The sequence below is a fragment of the Jiangella muralis genome, from assembly GCF_001270745.1.
Lineage (GTDB): Bacteria > Actinomycetota > Actinomycetes > Jiangellales > Jiangellaceae > Jiangella > Jiangella muralis.
Genome location: NZ_KQ434751.1, coordinates 275,248 through 299,422 on the forward strand (window position 1 = coordinate 275,248; position 24,175 = coordinate 299,422).

At 73.5% G+C, this 24,175-nt stretch carries 24 protein-coding genes; 10 read left to right on the forward strand and 14 right to left on the reverse strand.

All coding sequences use genetic code 11. The annotated features are described in order from the left end of the window. Positions 1-68 precede the first annotated feature (68 nt). Positions 69-683, forward strand: a complete 615-nt coding sequence (locus ACW62_RS01225; RefSeq protein ID WP_053202256.1) for a class I SAM-dependent methyltransferase — start codon at positions 69-71, stop codon at positions 681-683. A 1-nt stretch (position 684) separates the two neighbouring features. Then, the gene (locus ACW62_RS01230) at positions 685-1,245 is read left to right on the forward strand and encodes a TrmH family RNA methyltransferase (RefSeq protein ID WP_053202257.1); all 561 of its coding nucleotides are present in this window, start codon (positions 685-687) and stop codon (positions 1,243-1,245) included. On the opposite strand, the gene ACW62_RS01235 is transcribed toward ACW62_RS01230, so the two are convergent. After that, on the reverse strand, positions 1,222-1,542 hold the full coding sequence (locus ACW62_RS01235) for an AzlD domain-containing protein (RefSeq protein WP_053202258.1): 321 nt from the start codon (positions 1,540-1,542) through the stop codon (positions 1,222-1,224). The two genes, ACW62_RS01230 and ACW62_RS01235, sit on opposite strands and share 24 nt — an antisense overlap. 2 nt (positions 1,543-1,544) lie before the next feature. After that, on the reverse strand, positions 1,545-2,234 hold the full coding sequence (locus tag ACW62_RS01240) for an AzlC family ABC transporter permease (RefSeq protein WP_053202568.1): 690 nt from the start codon (positions 2,232-2,234) through the stop codon (positions 1,545-1,547). Positions 2,235-2,303: 69 nt separating this feature from the next. Between ACW62_RS01240 and ACW62_RS01245 the strand changes: the two genes are divergently transcribed. The 3 genes from ACW62_RS01245 (at position 2,304) to ACW62_RS01255 (ending at position 4,550) form a co-directional block, all read left to right on the forward strand. Continuing rightward, positions 2,304-2,861 carry a helix-turn-helix domain-containing protein gene (locus ACW62_RS01245; RefSeq protein ID WP_053202259.1) on the forward strand — a complete coding sequence of 186 codons (558 nt, stop codon included), beginning with the start codon at positions 2,304-2,306 and terminating at the stop codon, positions 2,859-2,861. An 88-nt stretch (positions 2,862-2,949) separates the two neighbouring features. After that, on the forward strand, positions 2,950-3,306 hold the full coding sequence (locus tag ACW62_RS01250; RefSeq protein WP_053202260.1) for a YciI family protein: 357 nt from the start codon (positions 2,950-2,952) through the stop codon (positions 3,304-3,306). 47 nt (positions 3,307-3,353) lie between these two features. Continuing rightward, positions 3,354-4,550: an RNA polymerase sigma factor gene (locus tag ACW62_RS01255; RefSeq protein WP_053202261.1), complete on the forward strand. Its 1,197-nt coding sequence runs from the start codon at positions 3,354-3,356 to the stop codon at positions 4,548-4,550. A 53-nt stretch (positions 4,551-4,603) separates the two neighbouring features. Here the strand turns inward: ACW62_RS01255 and ACW62_RS01260 are convergent, their stop codons facing one another. From ACW62_RS01260 to ACW62_RS01275, 4 genes are all read right to left on the reverse strand, one after another. After that, positions 4,604-5,389 (reverse strand): pentapeptide repeat-containing protein, encoded by a 786-nt coding sequence (locus ACW62_RS01260; protein ID WP_053202262.1) that lies wholly within the window; start codon positions 5,387-5,389, stop codon positions 4,604-4,606. Between the two features lie 40 nt (positions 5,390-5,429). Beyond that, the gene (locus ACW62_RS01265; protein ID WP_053202263.1) at positions 5,430-6,086 is read right to left on the reverse strand and encodes a dihydrofolate reductase family protein; all 657 of its coding nucleotides are present in this window, start codon (positions 6,084-6,086) and stop codon (positions 5,430-5,432) included. Positions 6,087-6,149: 63 nt separating this feature from the next. Next, positions 6,150-7,304: an epoxide hydrolase family protein gene (locus tag ACW62_RS01270; protein WP_053202264.1), complete on the reverse strand. Its 1,155-nt coding sequence runs from the start codon at positions 7,302-7,304 to the stop codon at positions 6,150-6,152. Positions 7,305-8,016: 712 nt separating this feature from the next. Further along, positions 8,017-8,493 carry a hypothetical protein gene (locus tag ACW62_RS01275; protein ID WP_157574279.1) on the reverse strand — a complete coding sequence of 159 codons (477 nt, stop codon included), beginning with the start codon at positions 8,491-8,493 and terminating at the stop codon, positions 8,017-8,019. A gap of 254 nt (positions 8,494-8,747) precedes the next feature. Here ACW62_RS01275 and ACW62_RS01280 point away from each other — a divergent pair, with 254 nt between their 5' ends. Continuing rightward, positions 8,748-10,424, forward strand: a complete 1,677-nt coding sequence (locus ACW62_RS01280) for a purple acid phosphatase family protein (protein WP_083458998.1) — start codon at positions 8,748-8,750, stop codon at positions 10,422-10,424. Between the two features lie 45 nt (positions 10,425-10,469). Here the strand turns inward: ACW62_RS01280 and ACW62_RS01285 are convergent, their stop codons facing one another. Both ACW62_RS01285 and ACW62_RS01290 read right to left on the reverse strand, forming a co-directional pair. Beyond that, positions 10,470-12,614, reverse strand: coding sequence for a Xaa-Pro dipeptidyl-peptidase (locus ACW62_RS01285; RefSeq protein WP_053202267.1), 2,145 nt, complete (start codon positions 12,612-12,614; stop codon positions 10,470-10,472). 105 nt (positions 12,615-12,719) lie between these two features. Continuing rightward, the gene (locus ACW62_RS01290; RefSeq protein WP_205629064.1) at positions 12,720-14,165 is read right to left on the reverse strand and encodes an RNB domain-containing ribonuclease; all 1,446 of its coding nucleotides are present in this window, start codon (positions 14,163-14,165) and stop codon (positions 12,720-12,722) included. Between the two features lie 91 nt (positions 14,166-14,256). Here ACW62_RS01290 and ACW62_RS01295 point away from each other — a divergent pair, with 91 nt between their 5' ends. Then, entirely contained in the window at positions 14,257-14,820 is a 564-nt protein-coding gene (locus ACW62_RS01295; protein ID WP_053202268.1) for a hypothetical protein, read from the forward strand. Positions 14,821-14,931: 111 nt separating this feature from the next. Here the strand turns inward: ACW62_RS01295 and ACW62_RS01300 are convergent, their stop codons facing one another. After that, on the reverse strand, positions 14,932-15,900 hold the full coding sequence (locus ACW62_RS01300; protein WP_053202269.1) for a helix-turn-helix transcriptional regulator: 969 nt from the start codon (positions 15,898-15,900) through the stop codon (positions 14,932-14,934). Between the two features lie 43 nt (positions 15,901-15,943). On the opposite strand from ACW62_RS01300, the gene ACW62_RS01305 reads away from it, so the two are divergent. Further along, the gene (locus ACW62_RS01305) at positions 15,944-17,086 is read left to right on the forward strand and encodes an epoxide hydrolase family protein (protein WP_053202270.1); all 1,143 of its coding nucleotides are present in this window, start codon (positions 15,944-15,946) and stop codon (positions 17,084-17,086) included. Here the strand turns inward: ACW62_RS01305 and ACW62_RS01310 are convergent. Then, complete coding sequence (locus tag ACW62_RS01310) at positions 17,011-17,982, reverse strand: LysR family transcriptional regulator (protein ID WP_083459001.1); 972 nt, start codon at positions 17,980-17,982, stop codon at positions 17,011-17,013. The two genes, ACW62_RS01305 and ACW62_RS01310, sit on opposite strands and share 76 nt — an antisense overlap. Before the next feature lie 82 nt (positions 17,983-18,064). On the opposite strand from ACW62_RS01310, the gene ACW62_RS01315 reads away from it, so the two are divergent. Further along, positions 18,065-18,997, forward strand: a complete 933-nt coding sequence (locus tag ACW62_RS01315; RefSeq protein WP_053202271.1) for a DMT family transporter — start codon at positions 18,065-18,067, stop codon at positions 18,995-18,997. Here the strand turns inward: ACW62_RS01315 and ACW62_RS01320 are convergent. The 3 genes from ACW62_RS01320 to ACW62_RS01330 all read right to left on the reverse strand — a co-directional run bounded on the left by ACW62_RS01320 (position 18,994) and on the right by ACW62_RS01330 (position 21,515). Beyond that, positions 18,994-19,800: an erythromycin esterase family protein gene (locus tag ACW62_RS01320; protein ID WP_053202272.1), complete on the reverse strand. Its 807-nt coding sequence runs from the start codon at positions 19,798-19,800 to the stop codon at positions 18,994-18,996. The genes ACW62_RS01315 and ACW62_RS01320 overlap by 4 nt on opposite strands. A 108-nt stretch (positions 19,801-19,908) precedes the next feature. After that, entirely contained in the window at positions 19,909-20,838 is a 930-nt protein-coding gene (locus ACW62_RS01325) for a hypothetical protein (protein ID WP_053202273.1), read from the reverse strand. Next, on the reverse strand, positions 20,835-21,515 hold the full coding sequence (locus ACW62_RS01330) for a hypothetical protein (protein WP_053202274.1): 681 nt from the start codon (positions 21,513-21,515) through the stop codon (positions 20,835-20,837). The genes ACW62_RS01325 and ACW62_RS01330 overlap by 4 nt, the downstream gene beginning before the upstream one ends. Positions 21,516-21,583: 68 nt before the next feature. On the opposite strand from ACW62_RS01330, the gene ACW62_RS01335 reads away from it, so the two are divergent. Further along, positions 21,584-22,471 (forward strand): diacylglycerol/lipid kinase family protein, encoded by an 888-nt coding sequence (locus tag ACW62_RS01335; protein WP_083459003.1) that lies wholly within the window; start codon positions 21,584-21,586, stop codon positions 22,469-22,471. A 30-nt stretch (positions 22,472-22,501) separates the two neighbouring features. Here ACW62_RS01335 and ACW62_RS01340 read toward each other — a convergent pair whose 3' ends face one another. After that, positions 22,502-24,172, reverse strand: coding sequence for an alkaline phosphatase D family protein (locus tag ACW62_RS01340; RefSeq protein ID WP_205629065.1), 1,671 nt, complete (start codon positions 24,170-24,172; stop codon positions 22,502-22,504). Between the last annotated feature and the right edge of the window lie 3 nt (positions 24,173-24,175).

The following is a 24,175-nucleotide window of genomic DNA, read 5'->3' on the forward strand; positions in this document are numbered from 1 at the left end:
ACGCGATTTCCGGCCCGGCGGGACCGATACGCTGGTAGCCATCCCGTCCGATCGATGGAGGCCGAGCCTTGCCCGAACCGCCCGAGCACTACTACGCGAGCGACCCCGGCGTGGCCAGCTCGAGGCGGACCATCGACGTCGTGCTGCCGGACCTGCGGTTGCGGCTGCTCACGGACACCGGCGTGTTCTCGTTCCGGCAGCTCGACCCCGGCACCCGGGTGCTGCTGGAGAACGCGCCGCTGCCGCCGGTCCGCGGCGACCTCCTCGACCTCGGCGCCGGCTACGGCCCCATCGCGCTGACCATGGCGCACCGGCTCAAGCGCCGCCGCGTCTGGGCGGTCGACGTCAACGAGCGGGCGCTGGAGCTGGTGCGTGAGAACGCCGCCGCGGCCGGGCTGGGCGGGGTGCGGGCGGCGCTGCCCGACGACGTCCCGGCGGACGTCCGGTTCGCGGCGATCTACTCGAACCCGCCGATCCGGGTCGGCAAGGCGGCCCTGCACGACCTCCTGCTGCGCTGGCTGCCGCGGCTGCTGCCGGACGGCGCCGCGTATCTCGTCGTGCAGCGCAACCTCGGCGCCGACTCGCTGGCGAAGTGGCTGGCCGAGGCCGGTTTCCCCACCCGGCGGCTGGTCTCGCGCGTCGGCTACCGGGTGCTCGAGATCCACCCCTCGCGATCGGAGTAGCGTGCGACAGCTCGGCGGAACGGAACTGAAGCGACTGCACCGGTCGTGGCGGCGGAAGGACTCCTTCCGGCTGTCGCTGCTGCTCGAGGACGTGCAGTCACCGTTCAACGTGGGGTCGATCATGCGGACGGCGGCCGCGCTCAGCGTCAGCGAGCTGTACGTCGTCGGCCGCACCGCCGCCCCGGGCTCGCCCAAGGTGCAGAAGACGGCGCTCGGCACCGGCCGGTACCTGTCGTGGACGACGTACGAGGAGGTCACGACGGCCGTCCGCAAGGCCCGTGACGACGGCTACCTGGTAGTCGGTCTGGAGCTGGCCGACGAGGCGGAGCCGATGGCCGCGCTGGACCTGCGCCGCGACGTGTGCGTCGTGCTCGGCAACGAGGACCGCGGGCTGTCGGCGACCTGCCTGAGCCTGTGCGACGCGGTCGGCTACGTGCCGCAGACCGGCCGGGTCGGCTCGCTCAACGTCGCCGCCGCGGCCGCCGTCGCCTGCTACGAGGTGCGCCGCCAGGCCTGGGCCGACGCCCCCGCGTCCGGCTCAGGGGACGCCGAGCAGCCGTAGCGCGGCGGCCGTCCCGGCGGCGGCCACGACGACCACGACGAACGGCGCCCGCCGCCACGCCAGCCCCGCCCCGACCAGCACGCCGGCCGGCCGGGCGGCGCTGTCGAACTCGCGGCCGTCCAGCATCGCGGCCGTCGCGACCAGCGCCGCCAGCAGCACGATCGCCGACGTCGCCAGCAGTTGCTCGGCGCGCGGCGGCAGCGTCACCCGGTCGCGCAGGGCGGGGCCGGCGTAGCGGAACGCGAACGTGCCCACACCCAGCACGGCCACGGCCGCGACCAGCGCCGTCGTCGACATCGTCATGCGGGCACCCCCGTCCGCGGCCGGACCAGCGCGACGACGACCCCGGCCAGCGCCAGCAGCACCGGCAGTCCGGCCTGCAGGAACGGCGCCGTCGCCAGCGCGACCGCCACCCCGGTGCCCGCCGCAAGCGCCGTCGTCCGGTCCCGCAGCGCCGGCAGCACCAGCGCCAGCAGCACCGCCGGGAACGCGGCGTCCAGCCCGAGCGCGGCCGGGTCGCTGACCACCGTCCCGATCGACGCGCCGGCCAGCACGCCGATGTTCCAGCAGGCGAACAGCGCGACGCCGCAGCCCCAGTAGGCCGCCCGCCGCCGCTCGCCGGCGGGCTGGGCCAGCGCGAACGCGACCGACTCGTCGACCATGACGTGGCTGCCCGCCAGCCGCTGCCAGCCGCGCCCGACGACGTCGCCGATGGTGAAGCCGAACACGACGTGCCGGACGTTCACCAGCAGCCCGGCCAGCACCGCGGCGACCGGATTGCCGCCCGACGCGACCAGCCCGACGAACATGAACTGCGCCGCCCCAGCGAACACCACCAGGGACATCAGCATCGGCAGCCACACCGGCAGCCCTTCGCCGACGGTGATGGCGCCGAACGAGAGCCCCACCACGGCGTCGGCGACACACACGAGCGCGATGTCCCGCGCCAGCGCCCGATCGGCGCGTAGTGTTCGGTAGATCGAACGCATGGCCACTACAATGAACGATGCCACTGCGTTCGTCAACACGAACGATCGACCGATGGAGCGAACGATCCGATGAGTCAGCCCGGCGCCCCGCTCTCCTTCATCGCCGCGTCCCTGCAACGGGAGCGGCGCCGCACCGGCCTGTCGCTGGCCGAACTGGCCCGGCGCGCGGGCATCGCCAAGTCGACGCTGTCGCAGCTGGAGTCCGGCGCCGGCAACCCCAGCGTCGAGACGCTGTGGGCGCTCGGCGTAGCGCTGGACGTCCCGTTCGCCCAGCTCGTGGAGCCGCCGCGGCCGCGGGTCCAGGTCATCCGCAAGGGCGAGGGGCCGGCCCTCGCGTCCGAGCGGGCCGACTACGTCGCCACCGTCCTGTCGGCCAGCCCGCCGAACGCCCGCCGCGACATCTACCTCGTCACCGCGCAGCCGGGCGAGCCGCGCGAGTCCGACCCGCACATGCCCGGCGTCGTCGAGCACGTCGTGCTGAGCACCGGCCGGGCGCTGGTCGGGCTCACCGACGACCCGGTCGAGCTGGCCCCCGGCGACTACGTCAGCTACCCCGGCGACCGCCCGCACGTCTTCCGTGCGCTCGAGCCCGACACCGCCGCCGTGCTCGTCTCCGAACACGTCTGAGATATTTCTCCACCGGGGCTGTCGATTCACCCGCCGGCCGCGTGTCGGGGGTATGTAAGCCGACAACCGAAACCACGGAGGAGTCCTCATGACTCAGTACGCGATTCTCATCTTCGAGCGCGAGGCCGAGGGCGGCCAGGCGCCGGACCTGCCGCCGGAGATCCTGGAGGCGCACGGCGCGCTGCCCGGCCGCATCGTCGAGAAGGGCGGCAAGGAACTGGGCGGCATCGCGCTGGAGCCCAGCGCCACCGCCACGACCATCCGCGGCGACCTCGTCACCGACGGCCCGTTCATCGAGACCAAGGAGGCGCTGGCCGGCGTCTTCGTCATCGAGGCGCGCGACCTCGACCACGCCATCGAGCTGGCCAAGATGACGCCGATCGTCAGCGGCGGCGTCGAGGTCCGGCCGCTGGTCGCGCTCGACTTCTCCGGGCTGACGTCCTGACCGTCGAGTCCGCGGTCGCCGACGCGCACCGCCGCGAGTGGGCCTTCGTGCTCGCCGCGACGGTGCGCGTCACACGCGACCTCGACGCCGCCGAGGAGGCCGTCCAGGACGCATATGTCCAGGCGCTGACCCGGTGGGGCCGCGACGGCGTCCCAGCCAGGCCCGGCGCCTGGCTGACGACGGTCGCGCGGCGGACCGCGCTCAACAATCTGCGGCGGCAGCGGACGCTGCGGGCGAAGCTGCCGCTGCTGCTGATGGACGTCGACGCCGTCCCGGGCGTCGAGGCCGCGGCGCTGGACGACGCGGCGCCGATCCCGGACGACCGGCTGCGGCTGATCTTCACCTGCTGCCACCCGGCGCTGTCACAGGAGGCGCAGGTCGCGCTGACGCTACGGCTGGTCTGCGGCGTGAGCACCCCGGACATCGCGCACGCCTTCCTCGTCGCCGAACCGACGATGGCCGCCCGCATCACCCGCGCGAAGAAGAAGATCGCGGCGGCCCGCATCCCGTACGCCGTCCCGGCCGCGCGCGACCTGCCGGTGCGCGTCGACGCCGTCCTGACGGTGATCCACCTGCTCTACGCGACCGGGCACACCGCGCACTCCGGCACCAACCTCGTCCGCGACGAGCTGACCGGCCGGGCCCTCGACCTCGCCCGCATGCTCCGCCCGCTACTGCCGTCCGAACCGGAGACCGCCGGGCTGCTGGCGCTGCTGCTGGTGCACCAGGCGCGTCGAGCCACCCGCACCGACGCCCACGGGCGGCTGCTGCGCCTGGAGGAACAGGACCGGACGGCGTGGGATCGGGAGCTGATCGCCGAGGCGGACCTGCTGGTGGTGGGCGCGCTTCGGGCCGGGCCGCCGGGACGGTTCACGCTGCAGGCGGCCATCGCGTCGCTGCACGCGCAGGCGCCCAGCTACGCCGACACCGACTGGCCGCAGATCCGCACCCTGTACGACGAGCTCCTCCGCCGCTGGCCGTCCCCGGTGGTCGCGTTGAACCGCGCCGTCGCGGTGTCGATGGTGGACGGGCCGGCGGCGGCGCTGCTCGAGGTCGAGGGGTTGGAGGCGGACGGCCGGTTGACCGGGTACCGCTACCTGCCCGCCACCAAGGCCGACCTGCTGACCCGCCTGGGCCGGCACGCCGAGGCGGCCGCCGCCTACCGGGCGGCGCTGGCATTGAGTGACAACGCCGCCGAGCAGGAGTTCCTGCAGGACCGGCTGAGCCGGACGCCACTCCCATGATCATCGGCGATCGACCACATCGTGGCGTGGTCGATCGCCGATGATCATGGGCGTCACGGCGACCAGTGCGGCGGGCGGTCCAGGCCGGCCGGCAGCCGGGTCGCGGCGTCGCCCACGGCGGCGGAGGTCTGCGGCTGGGTGAGGAACAGCGCGCCCGACAGGTCCGCGCCACGCACGTCGGCCGCGCGGAAGTCGGCGCCGATGACGTCGGCGCGGTCGAGCGTCGCGCCGCGCAGGTCGGCGCCGATGAGGTAGGCGCCGCGCAGGTCCGCGCCGGTGAGGTCCGCGCCGCGCAGCTTCCGTCCCATCAGGTCGGCGCCGCGCAGGTCGCGCGCCGGCGTCCCCGCACGTGCCAGTCGCGACGCCTCGCGCAGCAGCACGTCCGCCTCGGCCCGCAGGCCGGCGATGTCGACGGCGGCGAGGTCGGCGGCGGGCGCCCCGGCGAGCCGTTCGGCCCGGGGCGCCTGCTCGTCCAGCGCCGGGCGCAGCGGTGCCGCTGCCGCGATGCCGCGGGCCGCGTCGAGGTGCCAGAGCAGCTCGTGCAGCGGCCGCAGGACGGCGAACGCGGCCAGCAGGTCGACCCGCGCCGACGGCGACGCCGCGCCGCCGAAGGTCACCTGCACGACCTGCTGACCAGCGCCGAAGCAGTCGTACACCGTGCACCCGGGGAACCCGCGCGGCCGCAGCTCGGCGTGGATGCCGCAGCGGAAGTCGTCGCGCAGGTTGGGGCACGGCTCCCCCGCCGGCTTGTCGATGGCGAAGTCGGCCGAGCGGGTCAGCGCCGGCCCGACGCAGCACAACCCGGCACAGCGGGCGCAGTCGGCGCGTAGTTCGAGCACGTCCGAAGCATACGAGCGTGCCCCGGCCCGCCGACGCCGGTCAGGCGGGACCGCGCTCGAACCGCGCGTGCACGGCGTTCTCGCCGGCGGTGAAGCCCGTGCAGGTGTAGCCCGGCACGCCCACGCCGTCGTCGAACAGCCGCTCGCCGCCGCCCAGCAGCACCGGTGCGATGGCGATCTCCACCTCGTCGATCAGCCCGGCCCGCAGGTACTGCCGGATCGTCGACGCGCCACCCGCGACGATGACGTCCCGCCCGCCCGCCGCGTCGAGTGCCCGCTCCCGGGCCGCCTCGATGCCGTCTGTGACGAAGTGGAACGTGGTGCCGCCCTCCATCTCGACGGACGGGCGAGGGTGGTGGGTGAGCACGAACGTCGCGTGGTGGTATGGCGGGTTCGGGCCCCACCACCCGGTCCAGGCGTCGTCCGGCCACGGCCCTCGCACCGGGCCGAACATGTTGCGGCCCATGATCGTGGCGCCGACGTTGCGCCACAGGTGCTGGGCGTACTCGTCGTCGACGCCGGTACTGCCGCCGTCCTCACCAGTCATCGCGTGGAACGTCTTGGTCTGCACGACCCAGTCGTGCAGCCGTTCGCCGCCGACGCCGAGCGGGTCGCGGGGACTCTGCCCCGGGCCGGCGCCGTAGCCGTCGACGGACACGGAGTACGTGTGGACGCGGAGCTTCTGTGTGGTGGTCATGCTCGTAGGTCGGAGCCGGGGACGGGTCTTCGACATCGGCCGTCCTTGCGGCAGTCGGCGCGCTCAGCCGCGGAACGGGCGGAAGAACTCGCGCAGCTCCTGGGCGTACAGTTCCGGCTCCTCGAACGCCGCGAAGTGGCCGCCGCGGGGCGGCTCGGTGGCTCGGACGACGTCGGCGGTGCGGTCGAGCCAGGCCCGCGGCGGCCGGACGACGTCGCCCTGGAAGATGGAGAAGCCGGACGGGACCTCGACCCGGCGGGTCAGTTGCGCCGGCGGGATGGCGGCGTTGGCGTGGTACATGCGCATGGACGAGCCGATGGTGCCGGTGAGCCAGTAGATCGTGAGGTTGGTGAGGATCTCGTCCTTGGTGAACCGCCGCTCCACGTCGCCGTCGCAGTCGCTCCAGGCACACAGTTTCTCGACGATCCAGGCGGCGAGCCCGGCCGGCGAGTCCATCAGCCCGGCCGCCGCGGTCTGCGGCTTCGTGCGCTGCATGACCGCGTATGCGCCCTCGGTGGCGCCCCAGGCGGCGGCGCCGCGCATCCAGTCGCGCTCGGACGGCGTGAGGTCGGCCGGGTCGCCGGTGAACACCGGCAGGCCGGCGTCGGTGCGGTGCACCGCGACGACGCGATCGGGGTGGTCGAGCGCGAGGTAGCGGGTGATGTGACTGCCGAGGTCGCCGCCGGCGGCGCCGAAGCGCTGGTACCCCGCAGCGCTCATCAGCCGCGCCCACAGCCCGGCGACGGCGACGGAGTCGAGCGGGACGGGAGGGCGGTCGGAGTAGCCGAACCCCGGCACGTCGGGCACCACCACGTCGAACGCGTCGGCGGGATCGGCGCCGTGGGCGGCGGGATCGGTGAGCAGCGGGACCACCTTCGTGTACCGCCAGAAGGAGTCGGGCCAGCCGTGGGTGAGCACCAGCGGCAGCACCGGCCCGGACGGCGCGACGGCGCGGGCGTGCACGTAGTGGATGCCCAGCCCGTCGACGGACACCCGGAACCGCGGCAGCTGGGCCAGCGCCGCCTCCTGCGCCGGCCAGTCGAACTCCTCGGCCCAGTACGCGACCAGCTCGCGCAGGTAGCCGACGTCGGTGCCGAGCGACCAGCCGGCGTCCTCGGGGACATCGGGCCAGCGCGTGGCCCGCAGCCGGGCGCGCAGATCGTCGAGCTCCGCAGCGGTGGCCCGCGGAGCGAAGGGTCGAGGCTGGTCGATGGTCATAGGCCCACATTAGGGGCCGGCAGCGACAACGACCGGCGAGTTGCCGACCGTGCGGCTGAGCGTCCATTCGGTGCCCGCCCTCTAGGGTGGCCACCCTCGCTGGAGGGGCGGCATGACTGGCGATCAGCGGGACGGGGAAGTGCGGGCACCGCCCGCCCGGGCGAACGGTTGGCCGATGTCCGTTGGCCGTTCCTGCCGGTGCACCGTTCGGTCGTCCTCGACTCCCGCCGACGTCCTCGATGGCGAGAGTCGTGTTCCGGGCGCCGTTGGACGATTCTGGCCATCGAAGACGGCCCAGATCGTCGACGTCACTCGCGTGGCGGGCCCCTCCCCCGCCATAGCACCGAATGACGCTCGTCGGCGGCGGTTGTGTGGTGCCGGCGCGAGTGAGGTGCACCCGCCCCGCGTGAAGTGGCCACCCCGGCGAAATCGGGACCACGGCAGTGCACGGCGAGGTGTGCCCAGACTGCCCCCGTCCCCCTGATAGCTGCCCGTTCTTGGCCGCGGGACCGCGGGTCAAGCGGTCACCCGTCGCGCGAAGCGCCCCATGGGTCCGCTTGAGGCGCGGTCACGCGGCTAAGAAAATGGGCAGCAGGGGGACGGCCAACGTGCGGACCACGGCGGACGCGGCAGACCCGGGCGCACGATCGACCGGCCAACGCGAGGACCGGCCGACGGAGACGCACCCTCTCCTCGGGGCAACGGCGCACGCCTACTGGCTGACGCCGTCGGCGGCGGGAAGGACCGAGTCCTCCAGCCGGCCGTCCGGGTCGTACACCGCGCACATGACGGCGCGGTCGCCGTCGGCCCAGGTCTCGGGCGTCGGGAGGATCGGGTAGTAGTCGAGGCCGGACTCGTCCTGGCTGGTCCACTGCTGCTCGAACCCACGGCCGCACTCGTCCCAGCCCAGCTCGGCGACGGCGGCGCGGTCCCAGGGGCCGTCGGGGGCCTGGACGAACATGAACGACTGGTTGTCGGCGCCCTCGTCGCACGGAAGGTAGACGACGACGTCCTCGCCGGCGAACTGGGAGTACTCGGGGTCGGAGAAGCACTCGGTCAGCTCGATGTCCAGCAGGCCCGTCACGCCGGCGTCGACGAACGCGTCGTCCTTGTGGGCCGGCCCGCCGCAGGCCGCCACGGCGAGGACGACGACGAGAGCGAGCGGACGGCAGGCGGACGGCGCGGGCACGGCCGAAGCGTAGGCAGCTCCGGATGAACGCCACATGACGGACGGGTGCCCGCCGGGCCGCCCGGCCGTGGCCATCAGCCGTCGACCGGTGCGACCCCGTCGCAGCAAGAGAATCGTTTTCAGTTGTTCATCGCCGGGACAGCCTGCCGTGACCTGCCCGTTCTCACCGTTTCCGACTGGTCTGGGATGAATCGAGGAGACCGCCGCGCGACCCCGCCGGCGGTCCCCGAGAGTGTCCTGGGAGGAGACTCAACGTGAGTGACGTGAGGAAGCGCGGGCCGTTCGGCTCCCGCCGTGCGGCCGGTGCCGCCATCGGCGCCGCGCTGCTGGGTGGCGGCCTGATCGCCGTACCGGCCGCAGTCGGTGCGGACAGCGAGCCCCCGGTCAAGGTGCCCGACGCCGAGGTGTACGAGCCGTCGGCGCTGCCGGACCGGGTCATCCTGGTCCCGACGGCGACCCCGGCCACTTCGCAGAAGGTGACCTGGCGTTCCGAAGCCGGCGGCGAGTACGCGCAGGCGCAGATCCTGAAGGCCCCGATCGCCCTCGGCGACGTGCGGCCCGCGGACGGCGCCGTGCGCACCGTCATGGCCGGCTCGACCAACCCGGTCAACACCAGCCTGGGCTACGCCTCGATCTATCACGAGGTGGAGTTCACCGCCCTGGAGCCGGACACCCGCTACACCTACCGCGTCGGCGACGGCGTCAACTGGAGCGAGTGGATCGACTTCACCACGGCCGCCGCCGGGTTCGAGCCGTTCTCGTTCATCTACTACGGGGACATGCAGAACTACATCGACTCCGCGGGCCCGCGGGTGTTCCGGCAGGCCTTCGCCGACCGCCCGGAGGCGAAGGTCATCGTCAACGCCGGCGACCTCGTCAACACGGCCAACAGCGAGCTCGAGTGGGGTCAGTGGCACGCCGCCGACGGCTTCATCAACAGCCAGGTGAACAACATCTCGGTCACCGGCAACCACGAGTACAGCGGTGGCCAGCTGTCGACGTTCTGGCAGCCGACGTTCCCGAACCCGGAGAACGGCCCGGACTTCGGCGACGACGCCACCAACGCCGCCCTGCGCAACACCGTCTACTCGGTCGACTACCAGGGCGTCCGCTTCATCGGCCTGAACACCAACGTCCAGAGCCAGACGCCGATCATGGCCGCGCAGACCGCGTGGCTGGAGCAGCAACTGGCGGACAACCCGAACAAGTGGACCGTCGTGACGTTCCACCACCCGGTCTACTCGGTCGCGTCCGGCCGCAACAACCCGGTCGTCCGCAACCAGTGGGGCCCGCTGTTCGAGCGGTACGGCGTGGACCTCGTCCTGCAGGGCCACGACCACACCTACGGCCGCGGCAGCACCACCGCCTCGCGCCGGTCGGTGACCGTCCACGACAGCACCGTCTACGCGACCTCGGTGTCGGGCGGCAAGATGTACGACGCCGTCGACAGCAACTGGGTCGACAACGGCGCCGACCAGATGTCCATCGGCCAGGACATGCAGCTCTACCAGATGATCGACGTCACCGCGGACAGCATCACCTACGAGGCGCGCTACGCCAACGGTGAGCACCACGACGGCGTCACCATCCGCAAGAACGACGCGGGCGAGCGCGCCGTCCAGGAGATCCGCACGCCGGAGAACACCGTCGGCGAGCAGGTCGCGGCCGACGCGACGGCCGTGGACTTCAAGGGGACGGTCAACGTCTCGGCCTGGGGCTACGAGCCGGGCGAGACGGTGAATGTCTACGTCCGCAACGTCGAGCGCGGCCAGGACGTGCTGGTCGGCGAGGCGACGGCGGACGAGCTGGGCCGCGTCCTCGAGCTGCCGGTGCGGTTTCCGTCGTCGGCGAAGAAGCTGAGCACGCAGGTCGTGTACCTGGAGAGCGTGAACCAGCAGATCACCAGCCCGGAGATCACCGTCAACCGGTGACGCACAGAGGCGGGCCGCCCCGGGAAGGGGCGCCCCGCCGCGGTGCTACTCGACGCCCGACTGCGCGGCCGTACGAACGAGCAGACCCCGCTCGCGACCACTGATCAGGCCGGCCGCGACCAGCTGGTCGGCCAGCTCGGTCGTGTGCCGGACGAACGCGCCGTGGTTGGCCCAGTCCTGGTCGTCGAGGACGTGGTCGTTGACGGTACAGGTGCCGGCCAGGCCGTGGTTCGGCACGCCGGTGTCGACGCCGTCGATGACGACGGTCGCGCGGGTGTCCTCGGCACCGCAGATCGGCAGCGCCAGCGGGCCGCCGACGACCGGCAGCTCGACCGTCGTGCCGCCGAGGTCGACGGACAGTTCGGTGCCCGGCTGCGGGCGCAGCGTGAACTCCGAGTCGGTCGACCAGATCATCAGCCCGATCTGCGAACCGGCCGGGATCACCTGGTCGTCCGGCTGCAGCGGCACCGTCACGTCGACGAACTGCCCAGGCGTGAGCGGCTTCTCCTCGGTGAGCGAGTCACGGTTCAGCGGGTCGGCCCAGCCGCGGGTGATGACGCTGGTGGTGGAGCGCTGGGTGCTCGACGCGCAACCGGAGTCGCCGGTCCACGGCAGCTTCACCAGCGCGACGGTCAGGTTGGCCCGCGCCTTCGAGGCGGCCAGGCGCACCGTCACCTCCGTCGTGCCGGACAGGTGGACGTTCTCCGTCAGCGTCGGCGTGGTGTACAGCAGCCGGTTCGCCGAGTTCGTCGTCGCCAGCAGGCCCGCGTTGCAGGCGTTCGTCCCGGCGTCGACCAGCGTCTCCGTGGCGTCGTCGGCCAGCGCCAGCGACGTCAGTTCGCCCGCCGTCGCGCCGCCGGCCCGCAGGTTCAGCGTCGCGGTGGAGGCCGCCGGGTTCGGGTAGTCGGCGTACGGGGTCACCGTGCTGCCGCCGAGCTCGTTGCGGACGATGAACGCGGTGTCCGTGTCGTCCTCGATGGCGTTGGGCTGCCCGTACAGGTACTGCGAGAACCAGCGGTTCATCATGTCCAGCGGCGGGTTGCCGCCGTGTCCGCCCTGGTGGAAGTACTCGTGGACGGTGACGCCCTTGGCCTCCAGCGCCTCGGAGATGCGGACGCTGTGCTCCGGCACGACGTTCCAGTCGTTGAACGCGTGCGCCATCAGCACCGCCGCGCGCACGTCGTCGAGCTGGTTCAGGTAGTCGCGGCCGGCCCAGAAGTCGTTGTAGTCGCCGCTGCCGCGGTCGTGCTCGGCCTGCATGACGTCGCGGACGGTGTCGCGGCAGTACTGCCGCTTCTCCAGGTCGCCGCTGTTGATGTAGTCGAAGAGGTAGTCGACGTCCTCGCCGAGCCAGCCGCCCGGGCTGCGCACCAGGCCGTTGGACCGGTAGTAGTGGTAGTACGACGTGTTCGGCGCAACCGGGATGATCACCTCGAGGCCGTCGACGCCGGTGGTCGCGGCGGCCAGCGGCAGCGTCCCGTTGTACGACGTGCCGGTCATGCCGACCCGGCCGGTCGACCAGTACGCCGACACCTCCTCATCGCCGTCGGCGCTGGTGAAGCCGCGGGCCCGGCCATTCAGCCAGTCGACGACCGCCTTCGGCGCCAGCGACTCGTTCGGCCCGCCGACCGTCGGGCAGCCGTCCGACAGGCCGCTGCCCGGCGACTCGGAGTGGACGACGGCGAAGCCGCGCGGCACCCACGTGTTGATCAGGCTGGACGAGATGCGCGGGCTGGTGCCGCCCGGCGCGCGGGCCGCGTCCGGGAGGTCGTCCGGTGACATGCGCAGCGGCGGCTGCGCGCCCAGTTCGACGTTGACGTTCCAGAAGAACTTGCTGTTCGTGCTCGCTGTGCCCGAGTAGTACGGGCTGGACTCGTACACGACCGGCACCTCGAGGCCGGCGCCGTCCGTCTCGGCCGGGCGGGTGACGTCGACGTGCATGCGGTCCAGCTCGCCGTCGCCGTCGGTGTCGAACTCCGTCTCGACCCAGAGCTCGTGCTGGATGAACGGTCCGGTGAAGACCGGCTGCGCCAGCCCGTCGACGAACGTCGGCTCGGCGGGAGCGGGCGCCGGGGCCGGTGCGGGCGCGGCGCTGGCGGCGCCGTTGGCGGCGGTGAGCAGTGCGGCGGTACAGACGCCGGCGGCGGCGAGTGCCGCGCCGGCTCTGGTCCGGTGTCGGCGCTGGGCCATGAGCGGTCCTCCTCGAGGGCGGGGATGCTCGGACGCTAGTGGCGGCCCAGTGCAATGTCATCCGACACCTGTCTGATGACAACCGTTGTGAACTCGACAGGGGTTCTACGCGAGTTCGAAGCGGATGGTGCGGGTCTGCGGATCGGCGGCGGTCAGGCGGGCGCGGACGTCGGTGCCGAGCGGGAGGCCGCCCTGGTCGCGGATCGGCGCCTCGACCGCGGGCTCGCGGATCGTGACGTCGCCCTTGCGCTGGTCGCGGTCGTCGACCTCGACGACGACGCCGTCGAAGCTCTCGCCGACGTACTCCTGCAGGACGGCCGCCTCGACCAGGTCGAGGACGGCGCGCTCGTACTGGTTGGCCCGGCGGGTGGAGCCCTGCATGGTCTTCGGCAGCTCGCCGAGACGGTCGATCACCCAGCCCGGCACCGCGTCGCCCGCGCTCAGCGCGACGCAGATCTCCCCCGCGTACCGGTCGACCAGCCGCCGCAGCGGCGCCGTCACGTGCGCGTAGTCGGCGGCGATGGCGGAGTGGCCGGTGTGCTCGGGCAGTTCGCCGGCGAACCCGACGTAGCCGGAGCCGCGCAGCAGCCGGGTGCACGCGACCAGCATCGCCGCGTGGCTGGAGGTGGCGGGGTCGAGCGAGCGGACGAACTCGGGGTAGCTCTCGGTCTCCGGCCAGTCGATGCGCAACGCCCGCGCCGTCCGCCGCAGCCGCTCGACGTCGCGCGGGTCGGCCGGGGCCAGCGTGCGCAGCAGCCCGGTCTTCGCCGTGACCATGAACGCGGCCGCCGTCATGCCCGTCAGCAGCGAGATCTGCGCGTTCCACTGCTCGACCGGATGCTGCTGCCGGAACGCCAGCGACCAGTGCTCGCCGTCGATGCGGACCTCCTGCTCGGGCAGCGGCAGCGAGACGCCGCCGCGCTCGGCCTCCTGGGCCAGGCGCCGCTCGCCGACCTCTTTCAGCAGGCTGAAGACCGGGTCGGCGGTGCCGTTGTCGAGCTGCTCCTGCACCTCGGCGTACGACAGCTTCGCGCGGCTGCGCACCCTGGCCCGCTCGACCCGGCCCGCGACCGTGCCGCCGTCGCCGTCCAGCTCGATGGTCCACAGCAGCGCCGGGCGCACCTGGTCGGCCAGCAGCGACGCGGCGTCCTCGGACAGCGCCTTCGGGTACAGCGGCACCTTCGAGTCGGCGCCGTACAGCGTCTCGCCGCGCCGGTGCGCTTCCTCGTCCAGCGGGTCGCCGGGGCTGACGAACGCGCCGACGTCGGCGATGGCGTAGTGGACGGTGTACCCGTCGCCGTCGCGCTCGATGTGCAGCGCCTGGTCGAGGTCCATCGCCGTCGCCGGGTCGATGGTGACGAACGGCAGGTCGGTGCGGTCGAGGTCCGGGAGGCGGGGGCTCTTCGCGGCCCGCTGCGCCGCCTGTTCGACCTCCGGCGGGAACTCCGGCGCGACGTCCAGCTCGGCCTGAATGGCCGCGACCCCCGCCCGCAGCGTCTCGCCGTCGGCGGACAGTACCTCGTCACGCAGCCGCACCACACGTCTTGGCACTGCCGTCCTCCCCCTGTGGGTCGCTCGATCGGCCGTCCACAGCTTCTCACGGGGTGTCACGAACCGCCCGCGGAACGCACCCACAGAAGGTGTGAGCTGGCTGGCGTACGTCGACGAATCCATCCGCACCGACGACGGCGTGTACGTGCTCGCGGCCGTCGCCCTGGATCGGGCGGACGCCGCGGCCGTACGCGCCGCCGTCCGGGCGCTCGAGCCACGCCCCGGCCGGCGGTTCCACTGGCGCGACCGGCTTCCGGTCGCACGACAGGCAGCGGCGGAATCCCTCGCCGCCCTGCCCGTGTTGCCCATCGTGGTCGTCGGCACGCCGGTCAACCCCCGCAGGCAGGAGCGGGCGCGCCGTCAGTGCGCCGAGACGCTGCTGTTCGAGCTGGCAGCGGCCGGCGTCGACGATGTGTGGCTGGAGTCCCGGAACCCGCTGCTCGACCGGCGCGACCTCGACGTCGTCGCCGGATTCCACGCTCGCCGCGTCATCCCACGTGGCCTGCGCATCGGTCACCTGCGAGCCGGGGACGAGCCGTTGCTATGGGCCGCCGACATCGTCGCCGGCGCGATCTGTGCCGCCGAGGGGAAGGAGCCCGCCTACCGAGACACGCTGGCCAGGATCCTCACCGAACATCGCCTCGGACTCAGCTAGGAAGCGCGAAGCCGAGGTCCGGGTATACCCCCGGGGTCCTCGGCTCACTTCCGAATCCCACCGCAATGGGACCGGCATCACGGACAGGATAGCAAGATCAGCCCGTCGGCGTCAGGTCGCCGCGACGGCGCGGCGGTAGCGCTCCCCCAGCACCCGCAGGTGCTCGACCAGCTCGGGCGGCGATGTGACGTGGAAGTCCAGGCCGAGCATGCCGATGTAGACGGCGATCATCTCCGGCGAGTCGGCGCCGGTGACGAGCACGCAGGTGGAGTCGTCGACCGATTCGACCACGCCGACCGTCGGGTTGATGCGGGCCAGCACGTCCGCCGCCGGCGCGAGGACGGTGATGCGGGCGTGCACGGACCAGCCGGCCGACGCGACCTCGCGCAGGACGAAGGCGGTGTAGTCGCCGCCCGGCAGCACCGCCGGCGCGAACCGCCGCCCGGTCCGCATGCGCAGCGACATCCAGTCGACGCGGTACGGATGCCACCCCGACGCCGGGTCGCGGCCGACCAGATACCAGTGCCGCTGCCAGTTGACCAGGCGGTACGGCTCGACGGCGAGGGGCGGTGCGGTGTCGGAGCGGCCGCGGTAGCCGAACCGGACCTGCTCGTGGTCGCGGATGGCCGCCGCCAGCGTCGTCAGCACGGACGCGTCGACGACCGGGTCGGCGACGTTGCTGCCGGTGTTCTCCGGGCCCTGCGACAGCGCGTCGTTGACGGCGGCGACCTGACGGCGCAGGCGGTGCGGCAGCACCTGCTCGAGTTTGGTCAGCGCCCGTGCGCTGCTCTCCTCGATGCCGGCGACGCCGCTGCCGGCCCGCAGCCCAATCGCGACCGCGACCGCCTCCTCGTCGTCCAGCAGGAGCGGCGGCAGCCGGGCGCCGGCGCCGAGCCGGTAGTGCCCGGCCGGGCCTCGCGCGGCGTCGACCGGGTAGCCCAGTTCGCGCAGCCGGTCGACGTCGTAGCGGATGGTCCGCGCGCTGACGCCGAGACGTTCGGCCAGCTCGCTGCCGGTCCAGGCGGGCCGCGACTGCATCAGCGACAGCAGCGCCAACATTCGTGCGGAGGTCCCGGTCATACTAGGAAGATACCTTGCCTAATAGCCCCGTAGCGTGACTGTCATGACGAACACCACCGCACCGATCCGCCCGTTCCGCGTCGACATCGGCCAGGCCGACCTCGACGACCTCCACGACCGCCTGGTCCGCACCCGCCTGCCCCGCCCCGTCCCCGGCGACGACTGGGACTACGGCACGCCGAACCACTACCTGAGCGAGATGGTCGAGCACTGGCGCGACGGGTTCGACTGGCGGGCCGAGGAGGCGCGGATGAACGCCTTCCCGCACTACCTCACCGAGATCGACGGCCAGACGATCCACTTCATCCACGTGCCGTCGGCCGAGGCGGACGCGACGCCGCTGCTGCTCGCGCACTCCTACCCCGGTTCGTTCCTCGACTTCCTCGACATGATCGGCCCGCTGACCGACCCGGTCGCGCACGGCGGCAAGGCCGAGGACGCGTTCTCCGTCGTCGTCCCGTCCATGCCGGGCTTCGGCTTCAGCACGCCGGTCGAGGACCGCGGCTGGACGATGGCCCGGGTCGCCCGCAGCTACGACACGCTGATGCGCCGCCTCGGCTACGAGAGCTACGGCTCGCACGGCAGCGACGGCGGCGCCATGGTGTCGCGTGAGCTGGGCCTGCTGAACCCGCCCGGGTTCCTCGGCCTGCATGTGCTGCAGCTGTTCTCGTTCCCGTCCGGCGACCCGGCCGAGTTCGCCAACCTCTCCCCCGCCGACCACGCCGGGCTGAAGCACCTGGAGTGGTTCCAGTCCGTCGGCGGCTACAACGCGATCAACGCGTCGCGCCCGCAGACGGTGGCGGTCGGGGTGTCGGACTCCCCCGTCGGCCAGCTGGCCTGGAACGAGCTGTTCAACTCCTTCGGCAACGGGACCAGCCTGGTCACCCGCGACCAGATCCTCGCCGAGGTGTCGCTGTACTGGTTCACCAACACGTCGGCGACGGCCGGGCGGTACCACTTCGAGGAGGCCCGCTCCGGCGCCGAGCCGGCGGTCAACCACGCGCCGACGGGGGTCGCGGTCTTCGCCGACGACTTCCGCACGATCCGGGCGTTCGCCGACCGCGACAACGACACCATCGTCCGCTACACCGAGTTCCCCGACGGCGGGCACTACGCGTCGCTGGAGCGGCCGGACGTGCTGGTCGAGGACCTGCGGGCGTTCATCGCCGGGCTGCCCGATCGGTGACGACGCGCAGCGGCGCCGTCGACCGCCTCGCTGAGGAGGTCGACGGCGCGTTGCGCCGCCGGGTGCTGGGCGGCGGACTTGCGGACGGCGACGTGGATGCGCCGGACGGGGGTCGGGGCGACGATGCGCACCGTCGTGACGCCGGCCGGGAGGTCGCGGATGCCCAGCCCGGGGACGACGGTGACGCCGATGCCGGTCGCGACGAACGGGATGGCCGTGTGGTAATCGTGCGTCTCGACGGCGAACTCCGGCGAGAACCCGGCCTCGGCGCAGGCCCGCAGCAGCACCCGGCGGCAGGCGCCGTCGTTGAGGTCGTTGTCGATCCAGCGCCGCGCCCCCAGCTCCGCGAGCGGCACCTCGCCACGTCCGGCCAGCGGGTCGTCGGCGCGCACGACCGCGACGAACGGGTCGTCGACGAGGTGCCGGACGTCGGTGCCCAGCGGCGGCTCCCAGTCGGGCCGCTCGACGAAGATGTCGACGTCGGGCTCATGACTGTCCGGCAGCTTGATCTCCGTCATCCGCAGTTCCAGCCGCAGCTCCGGGAACTCCTCGTGCAGCGCGGCGACGACGGGCGGCAGCCAGGCCGCGCCGGCGGAGGCGAAGTAGCCGATCGACAGGCTGCCGACCCGGCCCGCCCGCAGGTCGCCGACCAGCCCGTCGAGCCGGCTCAGCGCCTCGAACAGCGGCTCCGCCTCGGCCGCCAGGGTGCGCCCGGCGGCGGTCGGCTCGATGCCGCGGCCGGCGCGGTCGAACAGCCGCAGCCCGGTCTCGCGCTGCAACGCGGCCAGCTGCTGGCTGACGGCGGACGGGGTGTAGCCGAGCGCGTCGGCGGCGGCCCGGACGGAGCCGGTGGCGACGACGGCGCGCAGCAGGCGGAGGCGGGGCACGTCCAGCATCCCGCCATCGTACAGCGTCCCTTAACAGTCGGACAGCAATACGTGCTTGTGCTGTCGAATCATCGGGCCGCACCATGTCAGGGTGACGCAGACCCTCCGGGCGCCCGCCGCCCGCCCGCCTCGCCTCTCCGAGAGCCGCAAGGCCGCGATCGCCGTCGCCGTCACCGTCGTGCTCTGGTCGTCGGCGTTCGTCGCCATCCGCGACGTCGGCCACACCCTGTCCGCCGCGCCGCTCGCGCTGATCCGGCTGGCCGTGGCGTCCGTCGCGCTGACGGCGATCGTGGTCGCGACCCGCGGGCGGCGGGTCATCCCGCAGCCGCTGTCGCGGCGGACGTTCGGGCTGATCGCGGCCTGCGGCGTGCTCTGGCTGGCCGTCTACACCGTGGCGCTCAACGCCGGCGAGCAGCACGTCGACGCCGGCACCGCGGCGCTGCTGGTGAACGTCGCGCCGCTGCTGATCGCGTTCGGCGCCGGGCTGTTCCTCGGCGAGGGGTTCCCGCGGGCGCTGATCGCCGGCTCGCTGGTGGCGCTCAGCGGCGTCGCGGTCATCTCGCTCGGCTCCACCGGCGACCGCGACTGGCTCGGCATCGCGCTGTGCCTGCTGGCGGCGGTGCTCTTCTCGGCCGGCGCGCTGATCCAGAAGGTCGCGCTGCGGGCCACCGACGGCCTGACCACCACCTGGCTGGCCTGCCTCGTCGGTACCGCGGTGCTGCTGCCGTGGACGCCACAGCTGGTGTCGGAGCTGGCCGACGCTTCGGCCGGAGCGATCCTGGGCGCCGTCTACCTGGGCCTCGCCCCGACCGCGATCGGGTTCAGCACCTGGGCGTACGCGCTCAAGCGGATGGACGCCGGCCGGCTGAGCGCCACGACGTACGCCGTCCCCGCGGTGTCGGTGCTGATGTCGTGGGCGCTGCTGAGCGAGGTCCCGACGGTGTTCGGCTTCGTCGGCGGCGCCATCAGCCTGGTCGGCGTCGCGATCTCGCGGCGACGGCGCCGGCCGGCGCCGGCAGCCTAGACCGAGGCGACCCGTGCGCCGGGGCCGCTGTAGACGACGCGGTGCCCGGTCCGCCGCTGCCAGGCCGTGACGATGGCGGCGACGTACCGGTCGCGCAGGTCGCCGGCGACGGCGTCGGCGGAGCCGGTCTCGTGGAAGCCGAGCAGCGCGAGCGCGTGCAGGACGGCGTCGTCCGCGTCGACGATCGGACGGCCGCGGCGGGCGACCCGGCGCCGGGCGACGTCACTGACCAGCTCGTGCAGCTCGCGGGCGGCGGCGACCAGCGGGCGGCGCTCGTCCTCGGTGAGGTGGTGCCGGTACCAGGCCGCGTGCTCCTGCGGCGTGCCGCGCAGCGCCAGCGTCAGCAGCAGCTCATGTGCCCGCGGCAGCAGGTCCGGCGCGGCGGCGGCGACGAACTGGTGCAGCTCGATGTGCTGCAGGATGCGCGGCTCGAGCACGTCGGCGCCGACGAACCGGACCTGGTCCCAGCCGGGGCGGCCGCGGTTGAACTCGCGCATCCACCGGACGAGGTCCAGCATCGCCTGGCCGCGCAGCCCGGGTCGCGCCTGCCCGACGGCGTCGCGGGCGCTGCTGCCGTCGCCGCGGACGTACCGGTCGAGGACGACGCCGCTACCCCAGCTCTCCTCCCAGGCGATCGTCCGGAAGCCCAACTCCTCGACGAGGCGGCGGACCACCCGGGTGCCGGCGCCGTGCGCCGACCCGCCGAGCCCGACGACTGCCGCGTCGCCGACCGTGCGGTGCAGCGGCCCGAGGTCGTCCAGCGGGCGGCTCGGGGTGCTCAGGTACGGGACGTCGATGCTCATGCCGACGATGCTGGCGGTGCGGCGTGGTCGCGCTCGTCCGCTCAGCCGCTGATCCGCGCCGTACGCCCGCCGACGTACGCCCGCGATTCGTCGCGCCCGCCCCCACCGTCATTCCTGGATTGCGGCCGGACAGGACTGCCCGGACAACCGGGCCAGCGCGGTGAACCCGGAGTCGGGCAGCACGATGATCTGCTCGGTCTCGGCCTCGCCGTGCAGGGTCCGGACCGCGATCGACCCGCCGGACGCGCCCAGCGCCGGGCCGCAGTCGGTCACCGTCCACGTGGTCGTGAGGAAGGCGCTCTGGCCGGCCGGTACCACCAGCCCGGCGGCGTCCTCCGTGGTCAGGCCGAAGCCGGGCGCCCGGGCCGTGACGGCGCCGAGGCGGAGGTCGTCCAGGCCGCCGTTGGCCAGCTCCAGCCGCAGCACGACGGCGCCGTCGCCGCTGCTGAGCACCGTGCTGTCACGGAGATCCAGTCCGTACTGGTACGGACCCTGGCACTCGACGTACCAGAAGCCGCGCAGGCCCTCGTAGTCGTCCGGCGGCGCCAGGTCGACCAGCCGCTCCTCGCCCGACGCCGTGCGGGCGCGCACCTGCAGGCTGGTCGGGAGCGGTCCGGCGCAGTCGACCTGGAGGCCGGGCTGCACGAACGACACCCAGGCGCCCGGGTCGGCCGGCACCGGTTCCGCGGTCTCGGTGGCCGGCGTACCGTCGATCTCGACGCCGAGGATCTCGACCGCGTGGTCGCCGGCGTTGAGCAGGTGGACGCTCAGCTCGCCGCGCGGGCGCTGCCCGGTGTAGACCGGCTGCGCCGGCCCGCCGTACAGCTCCACCCCCGCGTACCCGCCCGCGTCGTCGCGGGCCTGCGCGACCACCAGCCCGACCACCCCGCCGACCACGAACGCCGCGGCGACGGCAGCCCAGCGCCACCAGCCCGGACGGCGCGCGGGCGGATCGGGTCGCTCGCGCTGCTCCGGCGGCTCCCGGTCCTCCCCGCCGCCCACCACGCCGAGGTCGAGCGGTTCCTCCGGCGACGTCACGAGGTGCTCCCGCAGACCCGGTCGACCATGAGCACCAGCTCGGCTTGGGCGGCACCGGTCAGCGGATACCAGCCGGGCGCGCTCGTGGCTCCGCTGCCGGTCGAGGGGACGACCAGCTCGGGACCGCGGCAGACGTACCCCCACACCTCCAGCGCGCCGCCGAAGTCGGGGAGCGCGCCCATCTCGGCCAGCCGCTCGGTACCGCCGGCGTCGCGGACCCGGACGCGCACCGGCGCACCGCCGGGATCGGTACCGGCGCAGTCGGCGATCAGCCCGCCCTGACTCACGCTCACCCACTCGCCCGGCGGTGCGGCGACCGGCCCGGCGGGTTCCTCGTCCGGCCGGACGGTCATGCCGGGCAGCTCGAGCCCGAGGATCTCCACCGCGTGCTCGCCGAGGTTGAGCAGGCTCAGCTCGATCCGGCCGGGCGACGCCTCATCCGCCCGGTCCGGTATCGCCTGTAGCGCGCCGCTGACCAGCCGCACCTCGGTATAGGCGGCGGCTTCCTCGCGTGCGTCGGCGACGAACAGCCCCAGCCCGCCACCGATGACGAACGCCGCCGCGACGGCGGCCCAGACCTGCCGGCCGCTGTGTCCACGCCGAGGCTCGTCATCCGGCTCGTCCGGCGTCGCGCCCACCACGCCGAGGTCGAGCGGCCCGTCGTCCCCCTGCCTCATCGATGGATTGTCTCTGAGCGACGGCGTCGCTCACAAGGGCTCTCATCTGGACCTGGCACCATCGGGAGGTGCCGAATCTGCTGGTCATCACGAACACCCGCGCCGGCGGCGCGCGCGACGGGGCGGTGGAGACGGCGCTGGGCGTGCTGCGGGCGGGCGGCGACGTCGAGGTGGCCGAGCTGGACCCGGACGCGCTGCCGGCAGTGCTGGCGCGCCACCCCGGGCACCGGCCGGTGGTGCTGGGCGGCGACGGGTCCGTGCACCTGCTGGCCGCGACCGCCCTGCGGGCCGGCCTGCTGGACCGGCCGCCGTTCGCGTTCGGGCTGGTCCCGCTGGGTACCGGCAACGACCTCGCGCGCGCCCTCGGGCTGCCGCTGGATCCGGTCCGCGCCGCCGAAGTGGTGCTGGGCGGGCGGGAGCGCGACCTCGACATGCTGACGGACGACGCGGGCGGGGTGGTGGTGAACGCGGTGCACCTGGGCGTCGGTGCGGAGGCCGGGCGGCGCGCCGTCCCGCTGAAGCCACGGCTGGGCCGGCTGGCCTACCCGGTGGGCAGTGCGGTCGCCGGGGCGGCAGCACGTGGCTGGCGGCTGCGCGTGACGGTCGACGGCGAGGTGGTGGCGGGCGGCGACCGGCGCGCGCTGATGGTCGCGCTCGGCAACGGCCACACCATCGGCGGCGGCGCGCCGGTGACTCCGTCGGCGGAGCCGGACGACGGCCGGGTGGACGTGGTCGTGTCGTTCTCGACCGGGTGGCGGGCCCGGCTGGCGTTCGCGGCCGCGCTGGTCCGTGGCCGGCACCCGGAACGGCACGACGTCGTCGAGGCGCGCGGGCAGGTGGTGACGGTCGCGGGCGGGCCGGTGCCGCTCAACGCCGACGGCGAGCTGGCCGAGCTGGCCGGCGCGCGGACGTGGACGGTGCGGCCGCACGCGCTGCGCGTCACCGTCCCGGCCTGATGTCCCCGGCCTGATGTCCCCGGAGCGATGTCACAGCGTCACCGACAGCACCTCGGACATCGTCGCGGTGTCGCCGTCGACCCGGCCGGTCTCCCAGCGCACCCGGGCGGACCCGTCGGTCAGCTCCAGCGTGGCCAGCGCGTTGTCGAACCGCGGCCCGGCCTCGATCGACCAGCGCACGGACGGCTTCGGTACTCGCGCCAGCCGGGCCAGCGCGGTCCCGGCGACCCGGGCGACGGCGAACGCGGCGGCGCCGTTGAGGTAGCGCAGCGTCCGGCTCAGCGGATTGCGCACCGGCGAGCAGACCAGCTGGTACACCCGGCTGGTGCGGGGCGTGCGCCCCGGGTACGCCAGCCGCGCCGCGTACGAGTAGTGCACGTCGCCGGAGAGGAACGAGACGGTATGCGGCCGCCGCCCGTCCGGTCCGGTCGCCACCTCCGTGACCAGCGAGGCCATCGCGTCGAACGAGCGGTCGAAGGCCGCCCAGTGCTCGAGGTCGATCGCCTGCCGCAGCGACTCCGCCGCCCGCGCGAACCGGCCGCCCCACGCCCCACCCGCCGTCGCCTCGTTCCAGGCCTCGAGGTCGTGCAGGCCGCGTGGCAGCAGGTAGGGCAGTGACGTGCCGAGGAACAGGTGCTCGACGTGCTCGGTGTCGCGGACCTGTTCGGCGATCCAGTCCCACTCGGCGTCGTCGACGATCCTCCGCCGCCGCGGATCGAGGACGCGGCCACAGCGCGAGTCGATCATCACCAGCCGGGCCGGGCCGAGGTCGCGGCTGAAGCTCCACCGGTACGACGCCGGATCCTGGTCGGCCCGCCGGGCGAACTCGTCCAGCACCTCCCCGGCATCACCGCCGGCGGCCAGGACGCGAGCCAGGACGGGGTCCGCGGCCCGCTCCGACGGCGACAGGTTGCCCACGTGCTGGTACAGCCAGTACGCGGCGAGGCCGCCGGTGATGCGGCGCCGCCACCACGACTGCCCGGCCATCGTCGCCCGCCACGCCTGTGAGGTGTTCCAGTCGTCGCGGATGTCGTGGTCGTCGAAGATCATCGCGGCCGGGACGGTCGACAGCAGCCAGCGCACCGCCGGGTCGGTCCAGGCCAGCTGGTACAGGTGCGCGTACTCCTCGAAGTCGGCGACCTCGGCGCCGGGCGGCTCGGCGACGTCGCGGCGCCCGGCGATGAACTCGCGCATCGCGTCGGACGTCTCGTCGGCGTACACCTGGTCGCCGAGCAGCACGAGCGCGTCCGGCCGGGCCGACTCGTCCGCCGCGGCCAGCGCCAGCGCGAGGGCCCGCAGCGCGTCGGTCCCGTAGACGCGGTCGTGCTTCGCGTCGTGCGGGACGCTCATCCGGCAGGAGCCGAAGGTGAGCCGCACGCCCCCGTCGCCGCGGGTGCGGATCACCGGTGGCGGGAACGGCGACCCGGGCTCGGGCCAGGCGCTCTCGCCGTCCACCTCGACGGCGTAGGGCGTGGACGTGCCGGGTTCCAGCCCGTCGACGGCGACCAGCGCGTAGTGGTGGCCGTGGACGGTGAAGGTGTAACTGTCGCCGGCCGCATGGTCTGACGCCAGTCCCCCGGAGGCTTGTGCGGTCGCGTCGAGGACACGGACGGTGGCCGGGCGGGCGGTCTCGACCCAGATCAGGGCGGAGGTCCGGTCGACGTGACGCAGCAGTGGCCCGAGGACGAGCGAGCCCGTCACCGG

Coding starts and splice junctions, on each gene's coding strand:
- ACW62_RS01235 (WP_053202258.1), bottom strand. CDS start 1,542: ATGTCGACGACGGCGCTGGTCGCGGCCGTGGCCGTGCTGGGTGTGGGC.
- ACW62_RS01240 (WP_053202568.1), bottom strand. CDS start 2,234: ATGCGTTCGATCTACCGAACACTACGCGCCGATCGGGCGCTGGCGCGG.
- ACW62_RS01245 (WP_053202259.1), top strand. CDS start 2,304: ATGAGTCAGCCCGGCGCCCCGCTCTCCTTCATCGCCGCGTCCCTGCAA.
- ACW62_RS01250 (WP_053202260.1), top strand. CDS start 2,950: ATGACTCAGTACGCGATTCTCATCTTCGAGCGCGAGGCCGAGGGCGGC.
- ACW62_RS01265 (WP_053202263.1), bottom strand. CDS start 6,086: ATGACCACCACACAGAAGCTCCGCGTCCACACGTACTCCGTGTCCGTC.
- ACW62_RS01270 (WP_053202264.1), bottom strand. CDS start 7,304: ATGACCATCGACCAGCCTCGACCCTTCGCTCCGCGGGCCACCGCTGCG.
- ACW62_RS01285 (WP_053202267.1), bottom strand. CDS start 12,614: ATGGCCCAGCGCCGACACCGGACCAGAGCCGGCGCGGCACTCGCCGCC.
- ACW62_RS01300 (WP_053202269.1), bottom strand. CDS start 15,900: ATGACCGGGACCTCCGCACGAATGTTGGCGCTGCTGTCGCTGATGCAG.
- ACW62_RS01305 (WP_053202270.1), top strand. CDS start 15,944: ATGACGAACACCACCGCACCGATCCGCCCGTTCCGCGTCGACATCGGC.
- ACW62_RS01310 (WP_083459001.1), bottom strand. CDS start 17,982: ATGCTGGACGTGCCCCGCCTCCGCCTGCTGCGCGCCGTCGTCGCCACC.
- ACW62_RS01320 (WP_053202272.1), bottom strand. CDS start 19,800: ATGAGCATCGACGTCCCGTACCTGAGCACCCCGAGCCGCCCGCTGGAC.
- ACW62_RS01330 (WP_053202274.1), bottom strand. CDS start 21,515: ATGAGGCAGGGGGACGACGGGCCGCTCGACCTCGGCGTGGTGGGCGCG.